Raw genomic sequence first — 24,880 nt, forward strand, 5'->3', positions numbered from 1 at the left:
CTATTGCGGCAGAGAGGCGTTTCATAAGGTGAGAGATTTAAGGGAGGATATTAGTTATGTATGAGTATGATGAAGAATGTTTGAAAACTTTTTTGGAGAAGCAATTGCAGTTGTTTGATGAGCCGGTGGCGGAGACGCTGGAAGAAGCAGAAGCATTTTTGGAAGATTGTATTGCGGTAATCGTGGACAGTATCCAGGATGTAAAGACTTTCTTTGAAGAAGAAGGAATGGATGTGGATGATATGTCTATGGAAGAATTGGAGGAAGCTTCAGAAGTATTCCCATTGCCAAATGGCCAGTATTTGATTGTAGAGGGATAAGGTTTCCTGTTACAGGAAGAAAAGCCGCTGCTATTTTGCCGCGGCTTTTTTAATGGCGTCATCAATTGCATTAATGATGACCTGAGAAGTGTAGGGACTGTCGGAGGAATATTCAATATTATCCAGAGATTGTTTCTCATAGATCTGTTCGGCGATATCTTCGATCGTTGGCTGAATCAGAGGATACATAGTAGTTACGGTTTCATCCAGATTGGAAAAGCGGATGGAGTTAATGTGCGATTCGTCTACAGTTACCTCTACTTCCAGCGGAGTATTATTCAGAGTGACCGTAGAAGTATAGATTCCGGGCATATATTTTTCTTCTGCCGTTTTGGAATCTTTGCTGTGAGGAAGAAACATAAAAATAAGCAAAAGAATTAAAACTATGGCTAACACGGCAAAAAGTACCGTGTAAATAATTTCTTTCATATGTAATACAACGATTTTGGTTTTGGAACCCATAAAGCCCTCCCGTATCTGGAAATTATAGTTTTGCTTTTTATAATATATGAACCTTTGGGAAAAAATATTCCGGTGGTAATTTTCCTGGTGACAAAAGGAAATGCTTCTTGTAGAATGGAGGGCAGAGGTCAAAAAGGAGGAAACAGCTATGTTTATTATTGTCGGACTCGGAAATCCCACGCTTCAGTATGAGGGAACCAGACATAACGTGGGATTTGACGTCATAGATAAAATTGCAGCGGAATATAATATTTCCGTAGATTATAGAAAGAGCAGGGCATATATAGGAAAAGGGATTATTAACGGGCAGAAGGTGATTCTGGCAAAGCCGCAGACTTATATGAATTTAAGCGGCGAGAGTGTTCGCAGCCTGGTGGATTATTATAAAGTGGACGAGGAGAGTGAATTGCTGGTAATATACGATGACGTCAGCCTCGATGTGGGACAGCTTCGCATTCGGAAAAAAGGAAGTGCAGGAGGGCATAATGGAATTAAGAGTATCATTTCTCATCTGGGAACGGATGTGTTCCAGAGAATAAAAGTAGGTGTTGGAGAAAAGCCGAAGAACTATGATTTGGCAGATTATGTTCTCGGACATTTTTCAAAGGCAGAGAAAGAGCTGATGGAAGAAGGATATGATTGTGCTGTCAATGCGGTTTCATTGATTGTAGCGGGTGAGGTGGATACTGCCATGAATGAATATAATAAAAAAATAAAAAAGATAAAGGAGTAGGGTTATGCAAGCCTTAATAAGGCCGCTTTCTGAATTGGCGGAATATGAGGAAATCCGGAAGCATCGTAGGGACAATCCGGGAGTGATTCAGATCACAGGGTGTGTGAATTCGCAAAAAACACATATGATGTATGCGCTGAGCGATGGCTGTAAATATAAAGTCATCGTTTGTTCTGGTGAAATGAGAGCGAAGCAGGTCTATGAAGAGTATCATTTTCTGGACAATAATACCTTTTACTATCCGGCAAAAGATTTTCTGTTCTATCAGGCAGACCTTCGTGGAAAAGAGCTTTTGAAACAGAGGATGTCGGTGGTAAAAGCGCTGATGGAAAAAGAAGAAATTACGGTGGTAACAGAATTTGACGGCTTTATGGATGCGCTGCTTCCGAAGGAAATGATTTTGCAGCGTACCTTGACGATTACAAATGCCGGGAGTATTCACCTGGATGAAATAGAAAGACAGCTTGCGTTTATTGGATATGAAAGAGAAAGCCAGGTAGAGGTGCCGGGACAGTTTGCAGTAAGAGGCGGAATTTTGGATATTTATCCATTAACAGAAGAATTGCCTGTACGAATTGAACTATGGGGGGATGAGGTGGATTCTATCCGTACTTTCGATGTTGACAGCCAGAGATCAATAGAAAATCTGGCAGAAATCCGGGTTTATCCGGCAGATGAGTTCATTTCGGAGGAGGTCGGGAGAGTATCTTTTCTTGAGTATTTTGACGAGGATTCATTAATCCTTTTTTTGGATGAGCCGTCAAGGCTGGTGGAAAGAGGCGAAGCAATTGAGCAGGAATTTACGGAGGCGCAGGCGAAGCGCCTGGAGAATGGATATGATGTCACGGATACGGAAATGGAATTGTACTGTACAAAAGATGTAATAAAGAAGATGAACCGCTATCCTGCCATTGGCTTTTCTTCTTTGGATATGAAGATGGCAGACTTTAAAATACGGCAAAGGTACGCACTGCAGGTAAAGGGGGTAAACCCTTATAATAACAGCTTTGAAATGCTGACGAGAGACCTGAAAAAATTGAAACGCAGCGGTTACAGAGTGGTGCTCCTTTCCGGCTCCAGAACCAGAGCAAAGCGTTTGGCGGAAGATCTCAGGGATTACAACCTGAGCAGCTTTTATAGTGATGATATGGACAGAGAAGTGCAGCCGGGGGAAATCATGACGGCATACGGATATGCGGCGGAAGGCTATGAATATCCTATGTTGAAATTTGTAGTCATCTCAGAAACGGATATTTTCGGGAAGGTAAAGAAAAAGCGGAAGCGTAAGACCTATGAAGGACGGAAAATCCAAAGCTTTTCAGAATTGAAGGCAGGAGATTATGTCGTACACGAAAACCATGGGCTGGGTATTTACCAGGGAATTGAGAAAATAGAAGTAGACAAGGTCGCAAAGGATTATATGAAAATATCTTATGCCAAGGGCGGCAACCTGTATATCCCGGCAACCCAGCTTGATTTGATACAGAAATATGCCAGCGCGGATTCTAAGAAACCGAAGCTGAACCGGCTGGGAACCCAGGAGTGGACAAAGACGAAGAAAAAAGTCCGGGGTGCTGTTAAAGAGATTGCAAAGGATCTGGTGGAGCTTTATGCGGCAAGACAGCAGCAGGAAGGTTTTGTTTATGGAGAGGATACGGTCTGGCAGAGAGAATTCGAGGAAATGTTCCCCTTTGAGGAGACAGAAGACCAGCTTCTTGCCATTGAAGCTGTAAAGAAAGATATGCAGAGCACGAAAATTATGGATCGGCTGATTTGCGGGGACGTGGGTTATGGGAAGACGGAAATAGCGATTCGAGCTGCATTTAAGGCGGTTCAGGAAAATAAGCAGGTGGTGTATCTGGTTCCGACTACCATTCTTGCACAGCAGCATTACAACACCTTTACGCAGCGGATGAAAGAATTTCCGGTAAGAGTAGATCTGATGTGCAGATTTCGTACGGCCGCCCAGCAGAAGAAAACGATCGAAGATACGAAGCGGGGGCTGGTAGATATTATCATCGGAACCCACAGGGTATTAAGCAGCGACCTTCAGTACAAAGATCTGGGACTTTTGATTATTGATGAAGAACAGCGTTTCGGTGTGCAGCACAAGGAGAAAATTAAAAAGCTGAAAGAAAATGTAGATGTTTTGACGTTGACAGCGACGCCGATCCCAAGAACGCTTCATATGAGTTTGATTGGCATCCGGGATATGAGTGTGCTGGAGGAAGCACCGGAAGAGCGTATGCCTATCCAGACCTATGTGATGGAGTACAATGAAGAGATGGTGCGGGAAGCGATTGAGCGGGAATGTGCCAGACAGGGACAGGTATATTATGTATATAACCGGGTAGAGGATATTGTGGAAATGACCGGAAGGATTCAGAAACTGGTGCCGGATGTGACCGTGGCTTATGCCCACGGGCAGATGCGGGAACATGAGCTGGAAAAGATTATGTTTGACTTTATTAACGGTGAGATAGACGTACTTGTGTCCACCACGATTATTGAAACGGGTCTTGATATTTCTAACGTCAATACAATGATCATCCATGATGCAGACCGGCTGGGGCTTTCACAGCTTTACCAGCTGCGGGGGCGTGTGGGGCGCTCGAACCGGATGGCTTATGCTTTCCTTTTATACCGCAGGGATAAACAGTTAAAAGAAGTGGCGGAAAAGCGTTTGGCGGCAATCCGGGAATTCACGGATCTGGGATCCGGATTTAAAATTGCCATGCGGGATTTGGAAATCCGCGGCGCCGGTAATCTCCTGGGAGCTGAACAGCATGGAAATATGGAAGCGGTCGGATATGATTTGTATTGTAAAATGCTGAATGAGGCGGTCAGGCATCTGAAGGGTGAGATTGAGGAAGAGACTTATACGACAACCATCGACCTGAATGTAGATGCTTATATACCAGACAGCTATATTAGCAATGAATATCAGAAGCTGGATGTTTATAAGAGGATAGCGGCCATAGAAAATGAAGAAGAAATGGAAGATATGACAGAAGAGCTGATAGACAGGTTCGGAGATATTCCGAAGAAGGTAGAGCAGCTTCTTGCTATTGCCGGACTGAAGGCGCTTGCCCATAGCGTGTATGTAACGGCGGTGGAACAAAAAGGCGGGCAGTATCTGTTTACCATGTATGAAAAAGCGAAGATACATCCGGAAAAAATTCCGGAATTAATTGCAGAATATAAAGGAGCGCTTACTTTTAAGACGGAAGAACAGCCCTGCTTTGTGTATGCGAAAACAGGGCGTAATAAGAAAGAAAAAGATGAAAATGTCATGGAAGTTGTGAAAAATGTGTTAATTTCCATGAAAGGATTGCTTGAATAAGAAAAAAAAGGTATAATGAAAAACAATGGCGGGAGGAGAATGCCCGCAGTGTGAAGCACTAAGGAGGTTATGGAAGAGTAATGAAGAGAAGATTAGCAATATTAGTTCTGGCGGGGGCGATGGCGGCAGCATCTCTCACCGGCTGTAGCAGTTTAAATGAAAACGCCGTAGTTGCAACAGTAGACGGAGATGAGATTACGGCCGATGTGGCGAACTTTTATGCCAGATATACGCAGGCGCAGTATGAGACTTATATGGCACAGTATCTGGGCGAAGATATGTGGTCAAATGAAGGAGAAAGCGGAGAGACGTACGAGACGTCTGTGAAGGAGTCTATTCTGGAGTCTTTGGAAAATATGTATTTGTTAGAAGACCATATGGAAGAATATGAGATTACGGTCAGTGATGAAGAGAAGCAGAAAATTGCAGATGCGGCAGCAGAATTTGTTGAGGCGAATGATGAAGCAGATGCGAAGAAAGTATCCGGTTCTCAGGAGACGGTGGAACGTGCGCTTACATTGATTACGATTCAGCATAAGGTTGCAGATGCGATTATGGATACGGCAGATACAGAGGTGTCCGATGAAGAAGCAGCTCAGAAAAAGATGCAGTATGTGAAGTTCTCTTTTACAACGGCGGATGACGACGGTAATAGCGTGGATTTGACCGATGAAGAAAAAGAAACACTGAAGCAGGAAGCGGAGAATTTCGCAGAAGGTGTAAAAGACGCGAAAGATTTCTCTGAATATGCAACTGAAAATAGCCTGGAGGCACAGGAAGCAACCTTTGATGCAGAATCCACATCTTATGACACAGCGTTGATTGAGGCGGCAGATGCGCTGGAAGAGGGTGGAGTTACAGGTCTGGTAGAAGGAACGGACGGTTACTATGTGGCAAAAGTTACCAGCCTGTTTGACGAGGAAGCAACAAGCCAGAAGAAGGAAGAAATTATATCACAGCGTCAGAGTGAGAAATATAATGAAGTTCTGGATGGATGGCGTGAAGATGCCGAGATTACCGTTGATGAAAAGGTATGGGCGAAAATTGATTTTAATGAGTTAAGCGTAACGGCTAAGCAGACAGAGACTGAGGACGCATCGGAAGATGCAGCGGCGGAAGATACGTCTGAAGATGCGGCAGCAGAAGATACAGCCGGGGATACGGAAGCGGAAGACACGGCAGAGGATACTACGGAAGAGTCTGGCGATACCGCAGAATAAGCAGAACAATTAAAAGGCTGCCTGGAATACCAGGCAGCCTTTTGGATATATTATTTCATAAATGATGTGAGGACTTCGTTTACCAGTTTGCCGTCTGCCTTCCCTTTTACTTTTGGCATCAGGACTTTCATAATCCTGCCCTTATCTTTGGCTGTAGGAGCGTCAATCCCAAGCTCTGCAAGAGTGGCGCCAATTACTTCTTTGATTTCTGCTTCGTCCATCATTTTAGGAGCATAGGATTCTAAGACGGCAAGACGTTTGCTGCATTCTTCGATGATTTCAGTACGGTCTGCAGGCGTCATTTCCAGAGTTTCTTTTGTCTGTTTGATTTCCTTTAAGATGACCTGGACTTCTTCTTCTTCCGTCAGGTCGGCACGTTTATCAATGGCTTTATTCTTAAGAGCGGCCAAAAGCATGGATAAAGTTTCTTTTGTCTCTTTGTCGCCAGCTTTCATGGCAGCGACCATTGCACTTCTTACTTCTTCAATTTTGCTCATATTTTTTCCTCCTTTGGTTCGTCTTTCTCTATTATACAGGATTATAGCAGATTGTGCAAAAGGGAAAATTGATTCTTTCCTGAAATTCCTGTATAATAAACATAATATTTAAAAGGAAGAGGAGAAAGAGACTATGTTTTCAGAAATTATTTCTTTTGTCAGTGATTTCATGTACGGAAAGATGCTGATTGTTTTACTGTTGTTTGCCGGACTTTATTTTACGGTTCGTGGGCGCTTTGTACAATTCCGTATGATGAAGCAGGCAGTCTTATCGCTTATGGACAAGCCTGCTGATAATGAGGGGAAGGTGTCCAGTTTTCAGGCGCTTATGGTTTCTACGGCATCCCGTGTGGGTACAGGGAATATTGTGGGAGTATCTACTGCAATCTGCCTTGGAGGGTTTGGCTCGGTTTTCTGGATGTGGATTATCGCGATCATTGGCAGCGCGTCGGCATTTGTGGAAAGTACGCTGGCGCAGATTTATAAGAAACGGGGAGATTCCGGCAGTTACGGCGGGCCTGCTTATTATATTGAGGCGGCGCTTCACAGCCGTCCGCTGGCACTTTTGTTTTCCGTGTTTTTGATTCTGACATATGCATTTGGATTTAATATGCTGGCGTCCTATAATCTTCAGTCGACGTTTTCGTCTTATCGTTTTTATAATCCGAAATGGACACCCTGGATAATAGGCGCGGTTCTGGCGGTTATTGTTTTATACTGCCTGTTAGGCGGCGGACGCCGGATCGCTCAAATTACGAGTGTTTTAGTTCCGGTTATGGGAGTCCTCTATGTTTTGGTTTCACTTTTGGTTATCGTGTTGAATATTACGTATCTGCCGGAAGTGTTTGGAAGGATTCTGGAAGAAGCGTTTGATATCCATGCGATTTTTGGAGGCTTTAGCGGTTCCTGTGTGATGTATGGCATTAAGCGTGGGCTGTTCAGCAATGAGGCCGGTGTGGGATCTGCCCCGAATGCGTCAGCTTCTGCGGATGTCAATCATCCGGCGGCGCAGGGATTGGTGCAGGTGTTGTCAGTTTTTATTGATACGTTACTGCTTTGCTCGGCGACAGCTTTTATGTGCATGTGTTCTGGAATTGAGCCTTCGGAAGCACTCTCCGGTGCTCCCTATGTGCAGGCGGCGCTGGAAAAAAGCCTGGGAAGCGTAGGGCCGATATTTATTACGGTTTCTATGATTTTGTTTGCATTTACAACATTGCTGGGGAATCTTTTTTATGTCGATAATGTTTTGAATTATATCCTGGGGCATGTTCCGGGGAAAGTATTTATGACGATTTACCGTATCATTGCCGCACTGGTAATTTTTGTGGGTGCAGGGCTGAATGCAGGACTGTTGTGGGATATTGCAGATGTTACGATGGGCGGTATGACTATTATTAATATACCGGTGATATTGATACTCAGTAAATATGCTTTCCGCGCATTGAAGGATTATGAGAGTCAGATAAAACAGGGGAAGAAACCGGTATTCCATGCGAAGGATATTGAACTTCCGCAGAAAGTGGATTACTGGCAGTAACTGTTATTTTTGGAAAAGGGATGTAAAGGAATAATAGAGGTATGTGCAGGGAAGTTTATCTCCATCATGTTCATTGAAATCTCCGTCATTTCATGGTAAAATGATGGAGATAAAACAAAAATGAAGGAGATTTTTATGCGAAGATTTGATTATATAAAGCAGCCGGAAACGCTTCTTACGCCGGAAATTGTCCAAATGATTGTCAGTATTCATGAACACAAAGGAAAACAGGAGCTATTTCTTGAAGCAAATATTGACGAATTGAAAACGCTGCTTGCAGTTGCGCTGATACAAAGTACGGGGGCGTCCAATCGAATTGAAGGCATTTTTACAAGCGATAAGCGGTTGGAAGAACTGGTAAACCAAAAATCAGAACCTCGTAACCGTTCCGAGCAGGAAATCGCCGGATACAGAGAGGTCTTGGCTACTATTCATGAAAGTTATGAATATGTTGTCCCAAGACCGAACATCATTCTCCAGCTTTACCGTGATCTGTATTCCTATTCGCAGGGAGCTATTGGAGGAAGTTATAAAAATTCGGATAATGTGATCGCTGAAATTGACGCAGAAGGTAATCAAAAGGCAAGATTCATACCGGTTCCGGCATTTCAGACTGCAGAAGCGATGGATGAACTGTGCAGCAGGTTTCTGGAAGCATGGGAAGCAGATCATATGGATAAGCTGGTATTGATTCCCATGTTTATATTAGACTTCCTTTGTATTCATCCTTTCAACGATGGAAACGGGCGCATGAGCCGATTGCTTACATTATTGCTGTTCTATAAAGCGGGTTATATCGTCGGTAAATACGTGAGTATGGAAATGCTGATAGAAAAGACAAAAGAAACTTATTACGAAGCATTGCAGGCAAGTTCAGCTGGCTGGCATGAGAATGAAAACAATTATGCGCCTTTTGTAAAATATTATCTCGGAATTGTTTTGAAGGCATACAATGAATTTGAAAATCGTGTGGAGCATTTAAAAAACAGAACTTTATCAAAACCAGACCGGATAAAAGCTATGATAGATCAAAAAGTGGGGAAAATCACAAAGAAAGAGATTATGGAACTTTGTCCGGATATAAGCAAAGTGACGGTGGAAAGAACTTTAACAGAGCTGGTTAAGAGTGGATATATAGCAAAAGTGGGTGCAGGACCGTCTACGGGTTATGTCCGTATTTAAAACTAACATGGTTATATTTTTTAAAGATGGGTACTTACATTAAATTGGGTGAAATGTATAAAATCCTTTCGTTTACAGATACTATTTCCATCAGTGGAAAGTACAGTAAATGGAGGAATTTTATATGAAAGCTACAGGAATTGTCCGGCGGATAGATGATCTTGGAAGGGTGGTAATACCGAAGGAGATAAGAAGAACCCTGAGAATCAGGGAGGGAGATCCGCTTGAAATATTTACAGACAGAGAAGGAGAGATTATCTTAAAAAAATATTCGCCAATCGGTGAACTGTCCGTTTTTGCCGGACAATATGCGGAAAGTCTTGCGCAGACGCTGGGGTGTCTGGTGTGTATCTGCGATATGGATCAGATTGTGGCGGCTGCGGGAAGCGGTAAGAAGGAAGTACAGGAGAAGTATATTACCAAACAACTGGAGAAGATTCTGGAGGAGAGGGGAGAACGGATTGCTTCCGGTGATGACAAAAACTACATTAAAGTGGTGAATGACCAGGAGGAAAATTATGCTTTTCAGATTATCTATCCGATTATTTCCGAGGGAGATGTAATCGGAGCAGTTATTTTTCTGACGAAGGATGAGAAACGTAAATTTGGAGAGACAGAACAGAAGGTTGCTTTGAGTGCGGCCGGATTTCTGGGGAAACAGATGGAGCAGTAGGTGAAACTGAAGAAATTACCTTTCTGTAAATCTGTTATCATATTCCCGTTTTATGCTGCATATTCATTAGATATGAAAGGGCGGACAAGGAGAGGGAATATGGAAAGAAGATTCAGAAGAGATTCAAAAGCTCTGTGGGTATTAAAGGCTTTGTTGGTGTCTTATATTGTAACGGGGGTATTATTGCTGGTATTGGCGATGCTTCTTTATAAGTTTGAACTGGATGAGAAAACAGTGTCGGCCGGAATTGTTGCTATTTATGTGGCTTCAACCTTGATTGGCGGACTGGTGCTGGGGAAAATGGCGAAGGTGAGAAGGTTTTTGTGGGGACTGGGTCTTGGTATTGCATATTTTGCCCTGCTGCTTTTGATTACACTGGGGGTATACCATACGTTAGAAGGAAATGGAATAAATGTGATGACTGCATTTGTCCTCTGCGCGGGAGGAGGAATGACGGGAGGCATGATTTCATGAAAAAATACTTTCCAAAAGAAAGGGCTTGTGTTATAATACAATGCAGATTACAGTATCTAGGAGGACGTACAAGATGAAACATGTAAAGACATTAAATACACAGACATTGAACAACACAATGAAGAAGGGCGGATGCGGAGAATGCCAGACATCCTGCCAGTCAGCCTGTAAGACTTCCTGCACGGTAGGAAACCAGACTTGTGAACAGAAGAAATAATTAAGCAATTGAAAAGTAATGCTCAAAACAGCGGCTTTACAGGTCGCTGTTTCTTGCTGTTACGTTAAATAAGGGATGTTTTTCCTGTCAAGGTGGACATCGTATGGCAATTGTTTTGGAAGGAAAGGGGTTGTGGCATTGATTCATCAGTATCGGAATAACGGTTATAATATTGTGCTGGATGTGTGCAGCGGCGCCGTACATGTGGTGGATGACCTTTGTTACGATGTTATTGAACGGCTGAACGGACAGAACGAAGGACATACTGCAGATTCTTTGAAAAAGCCGGAGGTTTTTGAAGATTTAAGGGAAGCTCTGGGTGTGAAATATACGGAAGAAGAACTCAGGGACGCGCTTTTGGATGTGACGGAGCTTACACAGGCGGGACAGCTTTTTTCACCGGATGTGTATGAAGATTTTATTGGTGAAGTGAAAAAGAGGAAGACGGTTGTGAAGGCACTTTGCCTGCATATTGCCCATGACTGCAATCTGGCGTGCAGGTATTGCTTTGCAGAAGAAGGAGAATACCATGGAAGAAGGGCTCTTATGAGCTATGAAGTGGGGAAAAAAGCGTTGGATTTTCTGATTGCCAATTCAGGGAACAGGCATAATCTGGAAGTGGATTTTTTTGGCGGAGAGCCGTTGATGAACTGGCAGGTTGTGAAGGATCTGGTTGCATATGGAAGAGAGCAGGAGAAAATCCATGACAAGCATTTCCGCTTCACGGTCACTACAAATGGGGTTCTTCTGAATGATGAGATTCAGGAGTTTATCAATAAAGAAATGGATAATGTGGTTCTGAGTCTTGACGGGCGGAAGGAAGTAAATGATAAGATGCGTCCTTTCCGGAACGGGAAGGGCAGTTACGATCTGATTGTTCCCAAATTCCAGAAACTTGCGGACAGCAGGAATCAGGAGAAATATTATATCAGAGGGACATTTACCCGGAATAATCTGGACTTTTCCAATGATATCCTGCATTTTGCAGATCTGGGATTTAAGCAGATGTCTATTGAGCCTGTGGTGGGAGAAGAAACAGATCCTTATGCTATCAGAGAAGAAGATCTGCCGCAGATTTGTGAAGAGTATGATAAGCTTGCGAAGATTATGATTGAGAGAGAAAAGGCGGGAAAAGGTTTCAATTTCTTCCATTTTATGATAGACTTAGAAGGTGGGCCGTGTGTAGCAAAAAGATTGTCAGGATGCGGTTCAGGAACGGAATATCTTGCTGTGACTCCGTGGGGGGATTTGTATCCTTGCCATCAGTTTGTAGGAAAAGAAGAGTTCCTGATGGGCAATGTGGATGAAGGAATCATAAAACCGGAGATTGCGGAGGAATTCCGGGGGTGCAGTGTGTATTCCAAAGAAAAATGTAAGAAATGCTTTGCAAGATTTTACTGCAGCGGAGGCTGTATGGCAAACGCATACAATTTCCATGGCACGATTCATGATGCCTATGATATTGGGTGTGAGATGCAGCGTAAGCGGGTAGAATGTGCCATCATGATGAAGGCTGCAATGGCAGAGTAATAGAGAGAGGAGAAACAAAGTAAAATGAACAAAAAGAAAGGAATACTGAGCCTGGTTGTGACGGCTGTCCTGATTGTGCTTTTAGGATTCACAACCATTCAGGGGTTCGGACCGACACAGACCGGGGCAGCAAAAAACATTACGTTAGGTCTTGACCTTGCGGGTGGTGTAAGTATTACATACCAGGTTAAGAACGACAATCCTACCAGCGAAGAGATGAGTGATACCATCTACAAGCTGCAAAAACGTGTGGAACAGTACAGCACAGAGGCAAGTGTTTATCAGGAAGGCGATGACCGTATTAGTATCGAAATCCCTGGTGTGACGGATGCCAATACGATCCTGGATGAACTTGGCAAACCCGGTTCTCTGGAATTTCAGACAGAGGATGGCGAGACGGTTATCACCGGTACGGATGTAGAAACCGCAACTGCCAGATCCGGCCAGGATGATATGAAGAACACGGAGTATACAGTAGAACTTACTCTGACGGATGAGGGAACCACGAAGTTTGCAGAAGCAACTACTGCGAATGTAGGCAAATCCATCTCTATCATTTATGATGGCGAGACTATCAGCGCTCCGACGGTAAATGAGGCGATTACAGGCGGACAGGCTTATATTACGGGCGATTTTACTTATGAAGAAGCGGAGAATCTTGCTTCTACTATCCGTATCGGCGGATTGAAGCTGGAACTGGAAGAACTTCGCTCTAATGTGGTAGGCGCCCAGCTTGGTGAGCAGGCGATTAGTACCAGTGTAAAAGCGGGCGCTATCGGTCTTGCAATTGTCATTATTTTCATGATTGCTGTATACCTGCTTCCGGGTCTTGCATCAGGACTTGCGTTGATTATTTATACAGAGATTGTATTTATTATTCTGAATGCGTTCAATGTAACGCTGACACTGCCCGGTCTTGCCGGTATTATCCTGAGTATTGGTATGGCGGTGGATGCGAATGTTATTATTTTCGCCCGTGTAAGAGAAGAGATGTCAAAGGGCAAGAGTGTACGTAGCTCTCTGAAGACAGGTTTCCAGAAAGCGATGTCAGCAATCGTGGATGGTAATGTAACGACTCTGATTGCAGCGGTTGTCCTGTGGTTTATGGGAACAGGAAGCGTAAAGGGATTTGCACAGACTCTGGGAATCGGTATTGTGGTTTCCATGTTCACGGCTCTGGTTATTACCAGAATGATTATATATGCATTTTATGCAGTTGGACTTAAGAAAGAAAGTTTGTATTATAAGCCCAGAAAGGAAAGGGCGTCCATCAATTTCCTTGGAAAGAAGAATATTTGCTTTATCCTTTCTGCAGTTGTCATTCTTGGCGGTATTGCAGTTATGGCAATTAATGCGGGAAGCGGAAAAGGCGCTATGGCTTACAGCCTGGAATTCGAGGGAGGTACATCAACAAATGTAACCTTTAATGAGGATTATACGATTGATGAAATTGATTCTGAGATTGTCCCGATTGTCGAAGAAGTAACAGGCGATCATAATGTACAGACACAGAAGGTTGCAGATACTAATCAGGTTATCATTAAGACGAAGACACTGGATCTGGATACCCGTGAAGCTTTAAATCAGGCACTGGTAGAGAATTTTGACGTAGATGATTCTCTGATTACAGCAGAAAATATCAGTTCTACCGTAAGCAACGAGATGCGTCAGGATGCGATTATTGCAGTAATTGTTGCCACAATCTTTATGCTGATCTATATCTGGTTCCGGTTTAAGGATATTCGTTTCGCGGCCAGTGCGGTTGCAGCACTTCTGCATGATGTGCTGGTAGTAATGGCATTTTATGCAGTTGCGAGAATTTCCGTAGGTAATACCTTTATCGCATGTATGCTGACGATCGTAGGTTATTCTATCAATGCGACGATTGTTATCTTCGACCGTATCCGTGAAGAACTGCGTCTGAAGACGAAAGACACAGATCTGGCTGAAGTGGTGAATAAGAGTATCACACAGACTCTTACCAGAAGTATTTATACTTCCTTAACAACTTTTGTTATGGTAGCAGTATTATTTGTATTAGGCGTAAGTTCCATTAAGGAATTTGCACTGCCTCTGATGGTAGGTATTGTATGCGGTGCTTATTCTTCTGTATGTATCACAGGCGCTTTGTGGTATGTAATGAAAACAAAGCTTGGAAAGAAAAAAGCAAATTAATACAGTGAGAAAGGGCTGCGGATGGCAGCCCTTTCCTATGTTATAGAACGCAGGGAGTTCGAGGCGGACTTGTCCGCTTTTTATAGAGGGCAGAGGAACAAAAGAATGGAACAATGGGTTTTGCTTAGAAAAGGTGCGGATTTTAAGGCAATCGGTGAAAAATTTCACATCAGCCCCAGGCTTGCCTGCCTGATTCGGAACAGGGATATTATTGGCGATGAGAATATAGAGAATTATCTTTACGGAACGATTGCTGATTTGTACGATGGAATGCTTCTTCAGGATATGGACAGGGCTGTGAGTATTCTTATGGAGAAAATAAAAGCCGAGGAAAAGATTCGTATTATTGGTGATTATGATATTGACGGAGTGTGCGCTACTTACATTTTACTGGAGGGGCTGGAAAACCTGGGTGCAGATGTAGATATTGATATTCCGGACAGGATTTTAGATGGTTATGGGCTGAACAGGCATTTGATTGATCGTGCATTTGAAGCAGGGGTTGATACGATTGTGACCTGTGATAATGGAATTGCGGCGGCAGAAGAGATTGCATATGGAAAAAGTCTCGGCATGACGATTATCGTGACAGATCACCATGAAGTTCCTTATGAAGAGAGAGAAAGCGAAAGATGTTATTTACTGCCGGCCGCCGATGCGGTGGTGGATCCGAAGCGTGGCGATTGCAGTTATCCATTTAAAGGGCTGTGTGGGGCGGCGGTTGCGTATAAACTGGTGGAAGCGCTCTATGGAGCTATGGGAAAAGATGCGGAAGATATGGATTATCTGATGGAAGAGGTGGCAATTGCCACGGTGGGAGATGTAATGGATTTGATTGGAGAGAACCGCATTTTCGTGAAGCAGGGGCTGGAGATGCTGCGCCGAACCAGTAATAAAGGGCTGAAAGCATTGATGGAGTGCACCGGAGTAGAGGCAGGCAGAGTATCTTCTTATCATATAGGTTTTGTGCTGGGCCCCTGTATGAATGCCAGTGGCAGGCTGGATACGGCGAAGCGGGCGTTGGAGCTTCTTCGGGCAAAGACGAAGAAAGAAGCAGATATTCTTGCGGGTGATCTGAAAGCATTGAATGACAGCCGAAAAGATATGACGGAAGAGGCTGTAAGGCAGGCAGAAATTCAGGTGGAAGAAACACCTGTGGGAAGAGAAAAAGTGTTGGTGATATATTTGCCGGATTGCCATGAGAGTCTTGCAGGGATCGTGGCAGGAAGAATCCGGGAAAAGTATTATAAGCCGACGTATGTGCTCACAGAAGCAGAGGAAGGTGTGAAAGGCTCGGGACGGTCTATAGATACTTATCATATGTACGAAGAGTTAAGTAAATGTAAAAATTTGTTTACCAGATATGGAGGACACAGGCTGGCGGCTGGGCTATCCCTCCCGAAAGAAAATGTAGAGCGATTCCGGCAGGCGGTGAATGCGGTTTGCACATTGAGTGAAAAAGATTTGCAGGAGAAAGTGTCCATTGATATGCAGATGCCTTTTTCCTGTGTAACCGAAAGGTTTGTGGAAGAGCTGGAGCTTCTGGAGCCATTTGGCAAAGGAAATCCCAAGCCTGTATTTGCAGAAAAAAATGTGGAAATCCTATATGCAAAGAGAATCGGCAGAAATAAAAATATGCTGAAATTACAGGTAAAAGACGAGGCGGGTACAGCGATTGAAGCGCTATATTTTGGAGAAGCACAGAGCCTGCTTGATGCAATTGCCGGAAAATACGGGAGGGCACAGGCAGAGAGAATATTTACCGGACAGTGCCGGGGAGTAAAGATGTCAATTACCTATTATCCCGGAATCAATGAATATATGGGAAGGAAAACACCACAGATAATCCTTACACATTTTCAGTAAAAGTTTGAAATGCCATAATATAGGTGATATAATGAGCGCATAGCGACGAGCGCAGCTTCATGCAGAACGCGGATGTCTGCTTGCAGACAAGACGCGGGAGGCAGGAAGCTATGTGAGTGCAACGAACACCGAGCAGGCTGTGCATGCGAGGTGAGCGCGAGGAGCGAAGACGAGCGCGAGCGGAAGAGTGCAACGAACACCGAGCAGGCTGTGCATGCGAGGTGAGCGCGAGGAGCGAAGACGAGCGCGAGCGTGAGTAGTGCAACGAACACCGAGCAGGCTGTGCATGCGAGGTGAGCGCGAGGAGCGGTAAGACGAACGCAAGACAAATAGAAGGGAATGAAAGTCAAGATGAAACCAATAGAAGAATACGTAGTTAGTATCCCGGACTTTCCGGAGAAAGGAATTATTTTCAGAGACATTACAGGAATATTACAGGATGCAGAAGGATTGCATCTTGCTATTGATTTAATGGAAGAGAAGCTTGCCGGTTTGGATTTTGATGTAATTGTAGGACCGGAGGCAAGAGGATTTATTTTTGCGATGCCCCTGGCTTACAATTTGCATAAGTCACTGGCGGCAGTGAGAAAGAAAGGGAAGCTTCCCAGAGAAACAATATCGGTAAAGTACGATCTTGAGTACGGCACGGCAGAGGTTGAGATGCATAAGGATGCTGTGAAACCGGGACAAAAGGTTGTAATTGTAGATGACCTGATGGCAACAGGAGGGACGCTGGAAGCTATTGTTAAGATGGTAGAAGAGCTTGGCGGAGAAGTTGTAAAGATCGTGTGTCTGATGGAACTTGCCGGTTTGAATGGCAGAGAAAAGCTTGATGGCTATGATGTGGATGCCGTTATTAGCTATCCGGGCAAATAGGGTGAGCGGTGTTTTGATTATGAAAAAGAAAGGGGGATCTGTATGGCAAATGTAACGACGTATGAATCAGATTCGTTGAATCGCATTGCTCCGGAATCGATTACGCAGAATTCGTTGGAAGGGCTTGAGATTGTGGATGGCCATGCGGTGAAGGCACCTGCGGATTACCAGAATCCGGATGAGCTTTATGACTTATTGATTAAACGCATATGTAAATACCATCCATCCACCGATGTTTCCATGGTTGAAAAGGCATATCGCATAGCTAAGAATGCACATGAAGGACAGTTCCGAAAGTCGGGGGAAGCCTACATCATTCATCCGTTGTGGGTAGCGATTATTCTTGCAGATTTGGAGATGGATAAAGAGACGATTACGGCAGGAATCCTTCACGATGTCGTGGAGGATACCATTATGACGGAAGATGAGATCCGCAAGGAATTTGGCGATGAAGTGGCGCTTCTTGTCGATGGCGTAACCAAATTGGGACGATTGTCTTATTCTGCTGATAAGCTGGAAGTGCAGGCAGAGAATTTGCGAAAGATGTTTCTCGCAATGGCGAAAGATATCCGCGTGATTATTATTAAGCTGGCAGACCGGCTTCACAATATGCGGACTCTGCAATTTATGCGTCCTGAGAAACAGAAGGAAAAAGCGAAAGAGACGATGGACATTTATGCTCCGATTGCACAGCGGCTCGGTATTTCCAAGATTAAGACAGAGCTTGATGATCTGGCGTTGAAATATTCCCAGCCGGAAGTGTTTTTTGATCTGGTAAATCAGATCAATGCAAGAAAAACGGAGCGGGAAGAATTTGTGGCACAGATTGTGGAAGAAGTTTCTGCACATATCCATAATGCCGGTATAAAGGCGGAAGTAAACGGGCGTGTAAAACATTTCTTCAGTATTTACAAGAAAATGGTGAATCAGGATAAAACGGTAGACCAGATATACGATCTGTTTGCAGTCCGGATTATTGTGGATTCTGTAAAAGACTGTTATGCGGCGCTGGGAGTCATTCATGAGATGTATACGCCGATCCCGGGACGTTTTAAGGATTATATTGCCATGCCGAAGGCGAATATGTATCAGTCTCTTCATACGACATTGATGAGCTCCGTCGGGCAGCCTTTTGAGGTTCAGATCCGTACCCAGGAAATGCATAAAACCGCGGAATATGGTATTGCTGCCCACTGGAAATATAAGGAATCTAACGATGGCAAAAAGAGTGTGGAGGCTCAGGAAGAAGAAAAGCTGAACTGGCTGCGCCAGATCCTGGAGTGGCAGCGTGATATGTCCGACAACAGAGAATTTCTGAGCATGATCAAAGGCGATCTGGATTTGTTTGCAGAGGATGTCTATTGCTTTACGCCCAACGGGGATGTGAAGAACCTGCCAAATGGCTCAACGCCGGTGGATTTTGCCTATGCAATCCACAGTGCGGTCGGTAATAAGATGGTGGGCGCCCGGGTGAACGGAAAACTTGTTAATATTGATTATAAAATCCAGAACGGAGACAGGATTGAAATCCTGACATCCCAGAATTCCAGAGGCCCAAGCCGTGACTGGCTGAACATTGTAAAAAGCACGCAGGCGAAAAATAAAATTAATCAGTGGTTTAAGAAGGAATTTAAGGAAGAAAATATTGTACGTGGCAAGGAGATGACTGCCACCTACTGTAAGTCCAAATCCATAGTTCTCAGTGACATCATGAAGCCGAAATATCAGGAAGTCGTACAGAGAAAATACGGTTTCAAGGATTGGGATTCTGTGCTTGCTGCAATTGGACACGGCGGCCTGAAAGAAGGTCAGGTAGTCAATCGTCTGATGGAAGAATACGGCAAGGAGCACAAGAAGGAAATTACCAATGAAGTAGTGCTGGAAAAGGTGGCGGAGGCTGCGAAGAACAAAGTTCATATTGCCAAATCCAAAAGTGGTATTGTAGTAAAAGGAATTGATGATGTGGCAGTACGTTTCTCCAGATGCTGCAACCCGGTTCCGGGCGATGAGATTGTAGGCTTTGTCACGCGCGGAAGAGGACTCTCCATTCATCGTACAGACTGCGTAAATATGATTCATTTGACAGAATCGGAAAGGGCAAGGCTGATTGATGCAGAGTGGGAAAGTGAGGTAGCAGAAGAAACCGGCGGACAATACCTTGCTGAAATTAAAATGTACGCAGAAGACCGGCAGGGACTTTTGATGGAGATAACAAAGATATTTACCGAAGCTAAGATTGATGTAAAGTCTATGAATATACGTACCAGCAAGAAACAAGGAACGGCTACGATTGAGACGGGATTTATCGTGCATGGCAGGGAGGAACTTGGCCGTGTGATTGAAAAACTCCGTCAGCTGGAAAGCGTGATAGACATTGAACGTACAGTTGGATAGAGACAGGAGAGATTATGAAAGTAGAAAAATTTGTGACGGGAATTATCAGTACGAACTGTTATCTGGTGATAAATGAAGAAACAAAACAGACGGTTGTCATTGATCCGGGGGCATGTCCAAAGCATCTGATGGGACATATAAAGAGTGAAGGACTTGATATTCGGGCAATCCTTCTTACTCACGGACATTTTGATCATATAATGGGAATTGATGATTTCCTGAAAGAATTTGATGTGCCGGTGTATGTCCATGAGGGAGATAGAGAGACGATTACGGATGCGTCCCTGAATCAATCTAGTGTGTACACGGCGGGGTACACATTTTCAAAGGCAGTTTATACAAAAGACGGACAAGTGCTTTCCTTTGCCGGATATGATTTTAAAGTAATCCATACGCCCGGGCATACACCGGGCGGTGTTTGCTACTACGTAGAATCAGAAAATGTATTGTTCAGCGGCGACACTCTGTTTCAGAATTCTGTGGGACGTACCGATTTTGTAAATAGTAGTACTTCGGATCTGGTGAGAGGAATTCGGGAAAAGCTTTTTACGCTGCCGGAAGACGTGCTGGTGTATCCGGGGCATATGGGTGAGACCACTATTGGACATGAAAAAAACTACAATATGTTTGTGTAAGGTTTCATTGGGGACGTAGTAAAGTGTCACTTTACTACGTCCCCAACCGCCTAAAGTGGTGTCCCCAATTGATTTTTTTACGGAGATTAGGGAAAGTTATGATGGAAATTATCTGCAATAATGAATTATATACCTATAATGTTTATCATATTGCGAAGGCGTTTTTTCCGGCGGAAGAGGTGCGCCAGCAGGTAGACCGGGAGTCGGGGATGGTAGTCTGTGTCACATTGCCGGATGGACAGAAGATTATGCTTCCTGAACAGGAGATGAGAAGCAGGCTACGGGCTTTTGGCGATGGTGAGGTGCGCAAGCTTTGTAAATATACGGTGGACTGTTGGCTGTATGACAGGTTCAAAGAATATACGGGGCAGGTGCTTTCCTGGGGAATCCTTACGGGGGTGCGTCCTACGAAGATTGCTATGCAGAAGGTGGAAGAAGGGATGGGGGCGGAGGAATTCGTGTCCTGGTTCCGGAAGGATTCGCTGGTTAGTGAGAGAAAGGCGAGGCTGGCATATGAGATTGCTCTTCGGGAGAAGGATATCTTAAGTCCGCTGGATTATCGGGATGGGTACAGCCTCTATGTGGGAATCCCTTTTTGCCCGTCGGTGTGCAGCTATTGTTCTTTCAGTTCCGGCTCCATTGTGGAATGGAAGGATTGGGTGGAGTCCTATCTGGATGCATTGTGCAAGGAGATTCGATTTGTCGGAGAGAAGTCAGAAACGAAGAAGCTGAATACGATTTACATTGGCGGAGGTACGCCGACGACATTGACGGCTGAGCAGTTAGAGCGGCTGCTTACCTGCATAGACGAGACGTTTTCCAGGAGAGATTTGTTGGAATATACCGTGGAAGCGGGGCGCCCGGACAGCATTACCGAAGAGAAGCTGAGAGTATTAAGGGCGCATGGGATTACCCGGATTTCCATTAATCCTCAGACCATGCAGCAGAAAACGCTGGATTTGATTGGAAGAAAACATACGGTGGGAGATATTTGCCGTGTCTATGAGATGGCAAGAATACTAGGCTTTGACAATATTAATATGGATTTGATTGCAGGACTTCCGGGAGAACGGATTGCGGATATGGAAGATACCTTGAGACAGATAAGAGAAATGTCCCCGGACAGTCTAACGGTGCATTCTCTTGCAATTAAGCGTGCAGCGAAGATGGGCCGCGAGAAGTCGGAAACAGGATATATTAAAGATTTGGCAGAACTAACAGAGCATCCGGAAGAGATGGCAAAAGAGCTGTCTGCCATGATAGAAGCGGCACATGAGACAGCGGAGAAGATGAGGCTTTTGCCTTATTATCTGTATCGCCAAAAGAATATTGCCGGAAATTTTGAAAATGTTGGTTATGCAAAGGTTGACAAAGCCGGAATATACAATATACTTATTATGGAAGAAAAGCAGTCCATTGTTGCTGCAGGAGCAGGTGCGTCCACAAAGATTGTGCTGGATAAGCCGATGATAGTCCCGGGCAGTAAAAACGGCAGAAAGACAACATTGATGCGGGTAGAAAATGTAAAGGATATTCGAGCATACATTTCCCGTATTGATGAAATGATAGAGCGAAAAGGAGAATGGTTATGGCATTAAAGAAAAAACCGGTCACAGGGATGAAGGATATGCTTCCAAAGGAAATGGAAATCCGCGATTATGTGATTCACCTGATTAAAGAGACTTATAAGGCTTACGGGTTCTCTTCCATGGAGACTCCGTGTGTGGAGCATATTGAAAATCTTTGCAGCAAACAGGGCGGAGATAATGAAAAGCTGATTTTTAAGATTCTGAAGCGTGGTGAGAAGCTGAAAATTGACGAGGCGAAGGAGGAAGCCGATTTGGTGGACGGAGGTCTTCGTTATGATCTGACGGTTCCCCTTGCCAGATATTATGCAAACCATGCCAATGAGCTTCCGTCTCCTTTCAAGGCGATGCAGATTGGTAACGTGTGGCGTGCAGACCGACCTCAGAGAGGGCGGTTCCGCCAGTTTATGCAGTGTGATATTGATATTCTGGGCGAGGCTGGGAATCTTGCGGAGATAGAGCTGATTCTGGCTACCACGGCGATGCTGGGTAAGCTGAACTTTAAGAATTTTACCGTATGTATTAATGACCGGAACATTCTGAAAGCGATGGCGGCATACTGCGGATTTAAAGAAGAAGATTACGATGAAGTATTTATCGTTCTGGATAAGATGGACAAGATTGGCAGGGACGGCGTTGCGGCAGAGCTGATTCAGATGGGCTATGCTAAAGAAAATGTAGACACCTACCTGGGGCTGTTTGATGAAGTGGCACCGGACGTGTCCGGAATCCGTTATCTGAAGGAGAAATTGGGCGACTATTTAAAGAGTGAGACCGCAGATGGCATGGAGACAATTATTTCCAGCGTGGAAGCGGCAAAGGAGGCAGAATTCGGAATCCGGTTCGACCCGACGCTGGTGAGAGGGCAGTCTTACTATACCGGAACCATTTTTGAGGTTACGATGGACGATTTCGGCGGCTCCGTAGCGGGAGGCGGCCGTTATGATAAGATGATTGGGAAATTTACCGGGCAGGATACCCCTGCATGTGGATTTTCTATTGGGTTTGAAAGGATTGTTATGCTGCTTCTGGAAAATGGCTACGAAGTGCCGGGAGGCAGGAGGAAGAAAGCTTACCTGATTGAAAAGAAAATGCCAAAAGAGGGTATGCTAAAGGTGCTTTCCCTTGCGAGAGCAGACAGAGAGAATGGTTATCAGACCATGATTGCCAATATGAAGAAGAATAAGAAGTTCCAGAAGGAACAGCTTGAGGCGGACGGATATACGGAAATTGTGGATTGCTATGCGGATTCCGTAGATCGTTTATAGGCAGAAGAATCAGAGAAATCTTAAGAGAATAAAGGAGAGAAATATCATGGCAGAATCAATGCAGGGATTAAAAAGAACCCACCGCTGCGGGGAGCTTTCTGTAGCAAATGTGGATGAAACAGTAACCATCATGGGATGGGTGCAGAAGAATCGTAATAAAGGCGGATTGGTCTTTGTAGATGTAAGGGACCGCTCCGGTATCATTCAGGTTGTATTTGAGGAGGGAAAGGCAGATGCAGCTTTGATTGAGAAAGCGGCGAAGCTTCGGGCAGAATTTGTGGTTGCTGTTGTGGGAACGGTTGCGAGACGTTCCGGTGCAGTCAATGAGAATCTGGCGACAGGAGAGATAGAGTTGATTCCCGAGCAGTTACGTATTCTGTCCGAATCAGAGACGCCTCCTTTCCCGATTGAGGAAAATTCCAAGACGAAGGAAGAAGTGCGTCTGAAATATCGTTATCTGGATCTTAGAAGGCCGGATTTGCAGCGCAATCTGATGATGCGCAGTAAAGTGGCTACACTTACCAGACAGTTCCTGGCAGAAGAAGGATTTCTTGAAATCGAGACGCCGGTGCTGATAGGAAGCACGCCGGAAGGAGCCAGAGATTATCTGGTGCCCAGCCGGATTCATCAGGGACATTTTTATGCGCTTCCCCAGTCGCCGCAGCTTTTTAAGCAGCTTCTGATGTGTTCCGGTTATGACCGTTATTTCCAGATTGCAAAATGTTTCCGTGACGAGGATCTTCGTGCAGACCGGCAGCCGGAATTTACCCAGATTGATATGGAACTTTCTTTTGTGGACGTGGATGATGTAATTGACGTCAATGAAAGACTGTTGGCGAAGTTATTTAAAGAAGTGCTCGGTGTGGAAGTGTCTTTGCCAATCCCGAGAATGACTTGGCAGGAGGCAATGGACCGCTACGGCTCTGACAAGCCGGATATCCGTTTTGGCATGGAGCTTCAGAATGTGACAGAGACGGTGAAGAACTGCGAGTTTGTTGTATTTAAAAATGCCATTGAAAATGGCGGGACTGTTCGTGGCATTAACGCCAAAGGACAGGGAGGAATGCCAAGAAAGAAAATTGACAAATTGGTATCTTTTGCAAAGGATTACGGCGCAAAAGGACTTGCTTATATTGCAATCCAGGAGGATGGCACGGTAAAATCTTCCTTCGCCAAATTCATGAAGGACGAAGAGATGGATGCCCTGATTGCAGCCATGGATGGAGAAAAGGGAGACCTTCTGCTTTTTGCGGCAGATAAAAATAAAGTAGTCTGGGATGTGCTGGGTGCGCTGCGTCTGGAGCTTGCCCGCCAGATGGAACTTCTGGATAAGAGTGAATATAAGTTCCTCTGGATTACAGAATTTCCGCTTCTTGAGTGGAGTGAGGAACAGAACCGTTTTACGGCAATGCATCATCCGTTTACCATGCCGATGGAAGAGGATCTGCAGTATATTGACAGTGACCCGGGACGTGTCCGCGCAAAGGCGTATGATATTACACTGAACGGAAATGAGATCGGCGGCGGAAGCGTGCGTATTTTTAATCCGGAGATTCAGAGTAAGATGTTCGAGGTTCTCGGGTTTACTCCGGAGCAGGCACAGGAACAGTTTGGTTTCCTTCTGACTGCATTCAAATATGGAGTGCCGCCCCATGCCGGACTGGCATATGGACTCGACCGTCTGGTTATGCTGATGGCAAAAGAGGACAGTATTCGTGACGTCATTGCCTTCCCGAAGGTAAAAGACGCTTCCGATCTGATGACAGAAGCGCCAACCAGAGTGGATCAGAAACAGCTTGACGAACTGGGGCTTGCTGTGGTAGAGGAAGAAGAGTAGCAGGCGCTATGATAACAGCTCAGCGCGCGCCATTCGCAAAACGCATCTGCGATGC

Annotated in this window: 20 protein-coding genes; 18 read left to right on the plus strand and 2 right to left on the minus strand. The window is 44.7% G+C overall.

All coding sequences use genetic code 11. The features are described from left to right. Positions 1-56: 56 nt before the first annotated feature. The gene (locus OCV99_RS02165; protein WP_158367687.1) at positions 57-320 is read left to right on the plus strand and encodes a glyoxalase; all 264 of its coding nucleotides are present in this window, start codon (positions 57-59) and stop codon (positions 318-320) included. A gap of 30 nt (positions 321-350) precedes the next feature. Here OCV99_RS02165 and OCV99_RS02170 read toward each other — a convergent pair whose 3' ends face one another. Next, positions 351-782, minus strand: coding sequence for an FMN-binding protein (locus tag OCV99_RS02170; RefSeq protein WP_158367689.1), 432 nt, complete (start codon positions 780-782; stop codon positions 351-353). A 148-nt stretch (positions 783-930) separates the two neighbouring features. Here OCV99_RS02170 and pth point away from each other — a divergent pair, with 148 nt between their 5' ends. From pth to OCV99_RS02185, 3 genes are all read left to right on the plus strand, one after another. Next, complete coding sequence (gene pth / locus OCV99_RS02175; RefSeq protein ID WP_158367691.1) at positions 931-1,515, plus strand: aminoacyl-tRNA hydrolase; 585 nt, start codon at positions 931-933, stop codon at positions 1,513-1,515. A gap of 4 nt (positions 1,516-1,519) precedes the next feature. Next, positions 1,520-4,858 (plus strand): transcription-repair coupling factor, encoded by a 3,339-nt coding sequence (gene mfd, locus OCV99_RS02180; protein ID WP_158367693.1) that lies wholly within the window; start codon positions 1,520-1,522, stop codon positions 4,856-4,858. A gap of 80 nt (positions 4,859-4,938) precedes the next feature. Further along, positions 4,939-6,078: a SurA N-terminal domain-containing protein gene (locus tag OCV99_RS02185; protein ID WP_158367695.1), complete on the plus strand. Its 1,140-nt coding sequence runs from the start codon at positions 4,939-4,941 to the stop codon at positions 6,076-6,078. Positions 6,079-6,128: 50 nt separating this feature from the next. On the opposite strand, the gene OCV99_RS02190 is transcribed toward OCV99_RS02185, so the two are convergent. After that, complete coding sequence (locus tag OCV99_RS02190) at positions 6,129-6,575, minus strand: GatB/YqeY domain-containing protein (RefSeq protein ID WP_158367697.1); 447 nt, start codon at positions 6,573-6,575, stop codon at positions 6,129-6,131. Between the two features lie 133 nt (positions 6,576-6,708). Between OCV99_RS02190 and OCV99_RS02195 the strand changes: the two genes are divergently transcribed. The 14 genes from OCV99_RS02195 (at position 6,709) to aspS (ending at position 24,825) form a co-directional block, all read left to right on the plus strand. After that, positions 6,709-8,112: an alanine/glycine:cation symporter family protein gene (locus tag OCV99_RS02195; RefSeq protein WP_158367699.1), complete on the plus strand. Its 1,404-nt coding sequence runs from the start codon at positions 6,709-6,711 to the stop codon at positions 8,110-8,112. A 120-nt stretch (positions 8,113-8,232) separates the two neighbouring features. Beyond that, positions 8,233-9,294, plus strand: coding sequence for a Fic family protein (locus tag OCV99_RS02200; RefSeq protein ID WP_158367701.1), 1,062 nt, complete (start codon positions 8,233-8,235; stop codon positions 9,292-9,294). Positions 9,295-9,418: 124 nt separating this feature from the next. Continuing rightward, a complete protein-coding gene (gene spoVT, locus OCV99_RS02205; protein ID WP_158367703.1) occupies positions 9,419-9,967 on the plus strand; it encodes a stage V sporulation protein T in 549 nt (182 codons plus the stop codon). Positions 9,968-10,066: 99 nt separating this feature from the next. Then, the gene (locus OCV99_RS02210) at positions 10,067-10,441 is read left to right on the plus strand and encodes a TIGR04086 family membrane protein (RefSeq protein ID WP_158367705.1); all 375 of its coding nucleotides are present in this window, start codon (positions 10,067-10,069) and stop codon (positions 10,439-10,441) included. A gap of 73 nt (positions 10,442-10,514) precedes the next feature. Then, positions 10,515-10,658, plus strand: coding sequence for a six-cysteine ranthipeptide SCIFF (gene scfA / locus OCV99_RS02215; protein ID WP_158367707.1), 144 nt, complete (start codon positions 10,515-10,517; stop codon positions 10,656-10,658). Positions 10,659-10,796: 138 nt separating this feature from the next. Further along, a complete protein-coding gene (gene scfB / locus OCV99_RS02220) occupies positions 10,797-12,188 on the plus strand; it encodes a thioether cross-link-forming SCIFF peptide maturase (RefSeq protein ID WP_158367779.1) in 1,392 nt (463 codons plus the stop codon). Between the two features lie 24 nt (positions 12,189-12,212). Further along, positions 12,213-14,363, plus strand: a complete 2,151-nt coding sequence (gene secD, locus OCV99_RS02225) for a protein translocase subunit SecD (protein ID WP_158367709.1) — start codon at positions 12,213-12,215, stop codon at positions 14,361-14,363. A gap of 105 nt (positions 14,364-14,468) precedes the next feature. Next, positions 14,469-16,229 (plus strand): single-stranded-DNA-specific exonuclease RecJ, encoded by a 1,761-nt coding sequence (gene recJ / locus OCV99_RS02230; RefSeq protein ID WP_158367711.1) that lies wholly within the window; start codon positions 14,469-14,471, stop codon positions 16,227-16,229. A gap of 351 nt (positions 16,230-16,580) precedes the next feature. After that, positions 16,581-17,105, plus strand: a complete 525-nt coding sequence (locus OCV99_RS02235) for an adenine phosphoribosyltransferase (protein ID WP_158367713.1) — start codon at positions 16,581-16,583, stop codon at positions 17,103-17,105. A 42-nt stretch (positions 17,106-17,147) separates the two neighbouring features. Beyond that, positions 17,148-19,499 carry a RelA/SpoT family protein gene (locus OCV99_RS02240; protein ID WP_158367716.1) on the plus strand — a complete coding sequence of 784 codons (2,352 nt, stop codon included), beginning with the start codon at positions 17,148-17,150 and terminating at the stop codon, positions 19,497-19,499. A 14-nt stretch (positions 19,500-19,513) separates the two neighbouring features. Then, positions 19,514-20,134, plus strand: a complete 621-nt coding sequence (locus tag OCV99_RS02245) for an MBL fold metallo-hydrolase (RefSeq protein WP_158367718.1) — start codon at positions 19,514-19,516, stop codon at positions 20,132-20,134. A 98-nt stretch (positions 20,135-20,232) separates the two neighbouring features. Then, positions 20,233-21,732 (plus strand): coproporphyrinogen dehydrogenase HemZ, encoded by a 1,500-nt coding sequence (gene hemZ / locus OCV99_RS02250; RefSeq protein WP_158367720.1) that lies wholly within the window; start codon positions 20,233-20,235, stop codon positions 21,730-21,732. Continuing rightward, the gene (gene hisS / locus OCV99_RS02255) at positions 21,717-22,988 is read left to right on the plus strand and encodes a histidine--tRNA ligase (protein ID WP_158367722.1); all 1,272 of its coding nucleotides are present in this window, start codon (positions 21,717-21,719) and stop codon (positions 22,986-22,988) included. Before hemZ ends, hisS begins: the two co-directional genes overlap by 16 nt. A gap of 46 nt (positions 22,989-23,034) precedes the next feature. Further along, on the plus strand, positions 23,035-24,825 hold the full coding sequence (gene aspS / locus OCV99_RS02260) for an aspartate--tRNA ligase (RefSeq protein ID WP_158367724.1): 1,791 nt from the start codon (positions 23,035-23,037) through the stop codon (positions 24,823-24,825). Positions 24,826-24,880: the final 55 nt, after the last annotated feature.

Origin of the sequence: Dorea acetigenes, from assembly GCF_025567385.1 — a bacterium.
Classification (GTDB): domain Bacteria; phylum Bacillota; class Clostridia; order Lachnospirales; family Lachnospiraceae; genus Claveliimonas; species Claveliimonas acetigenes.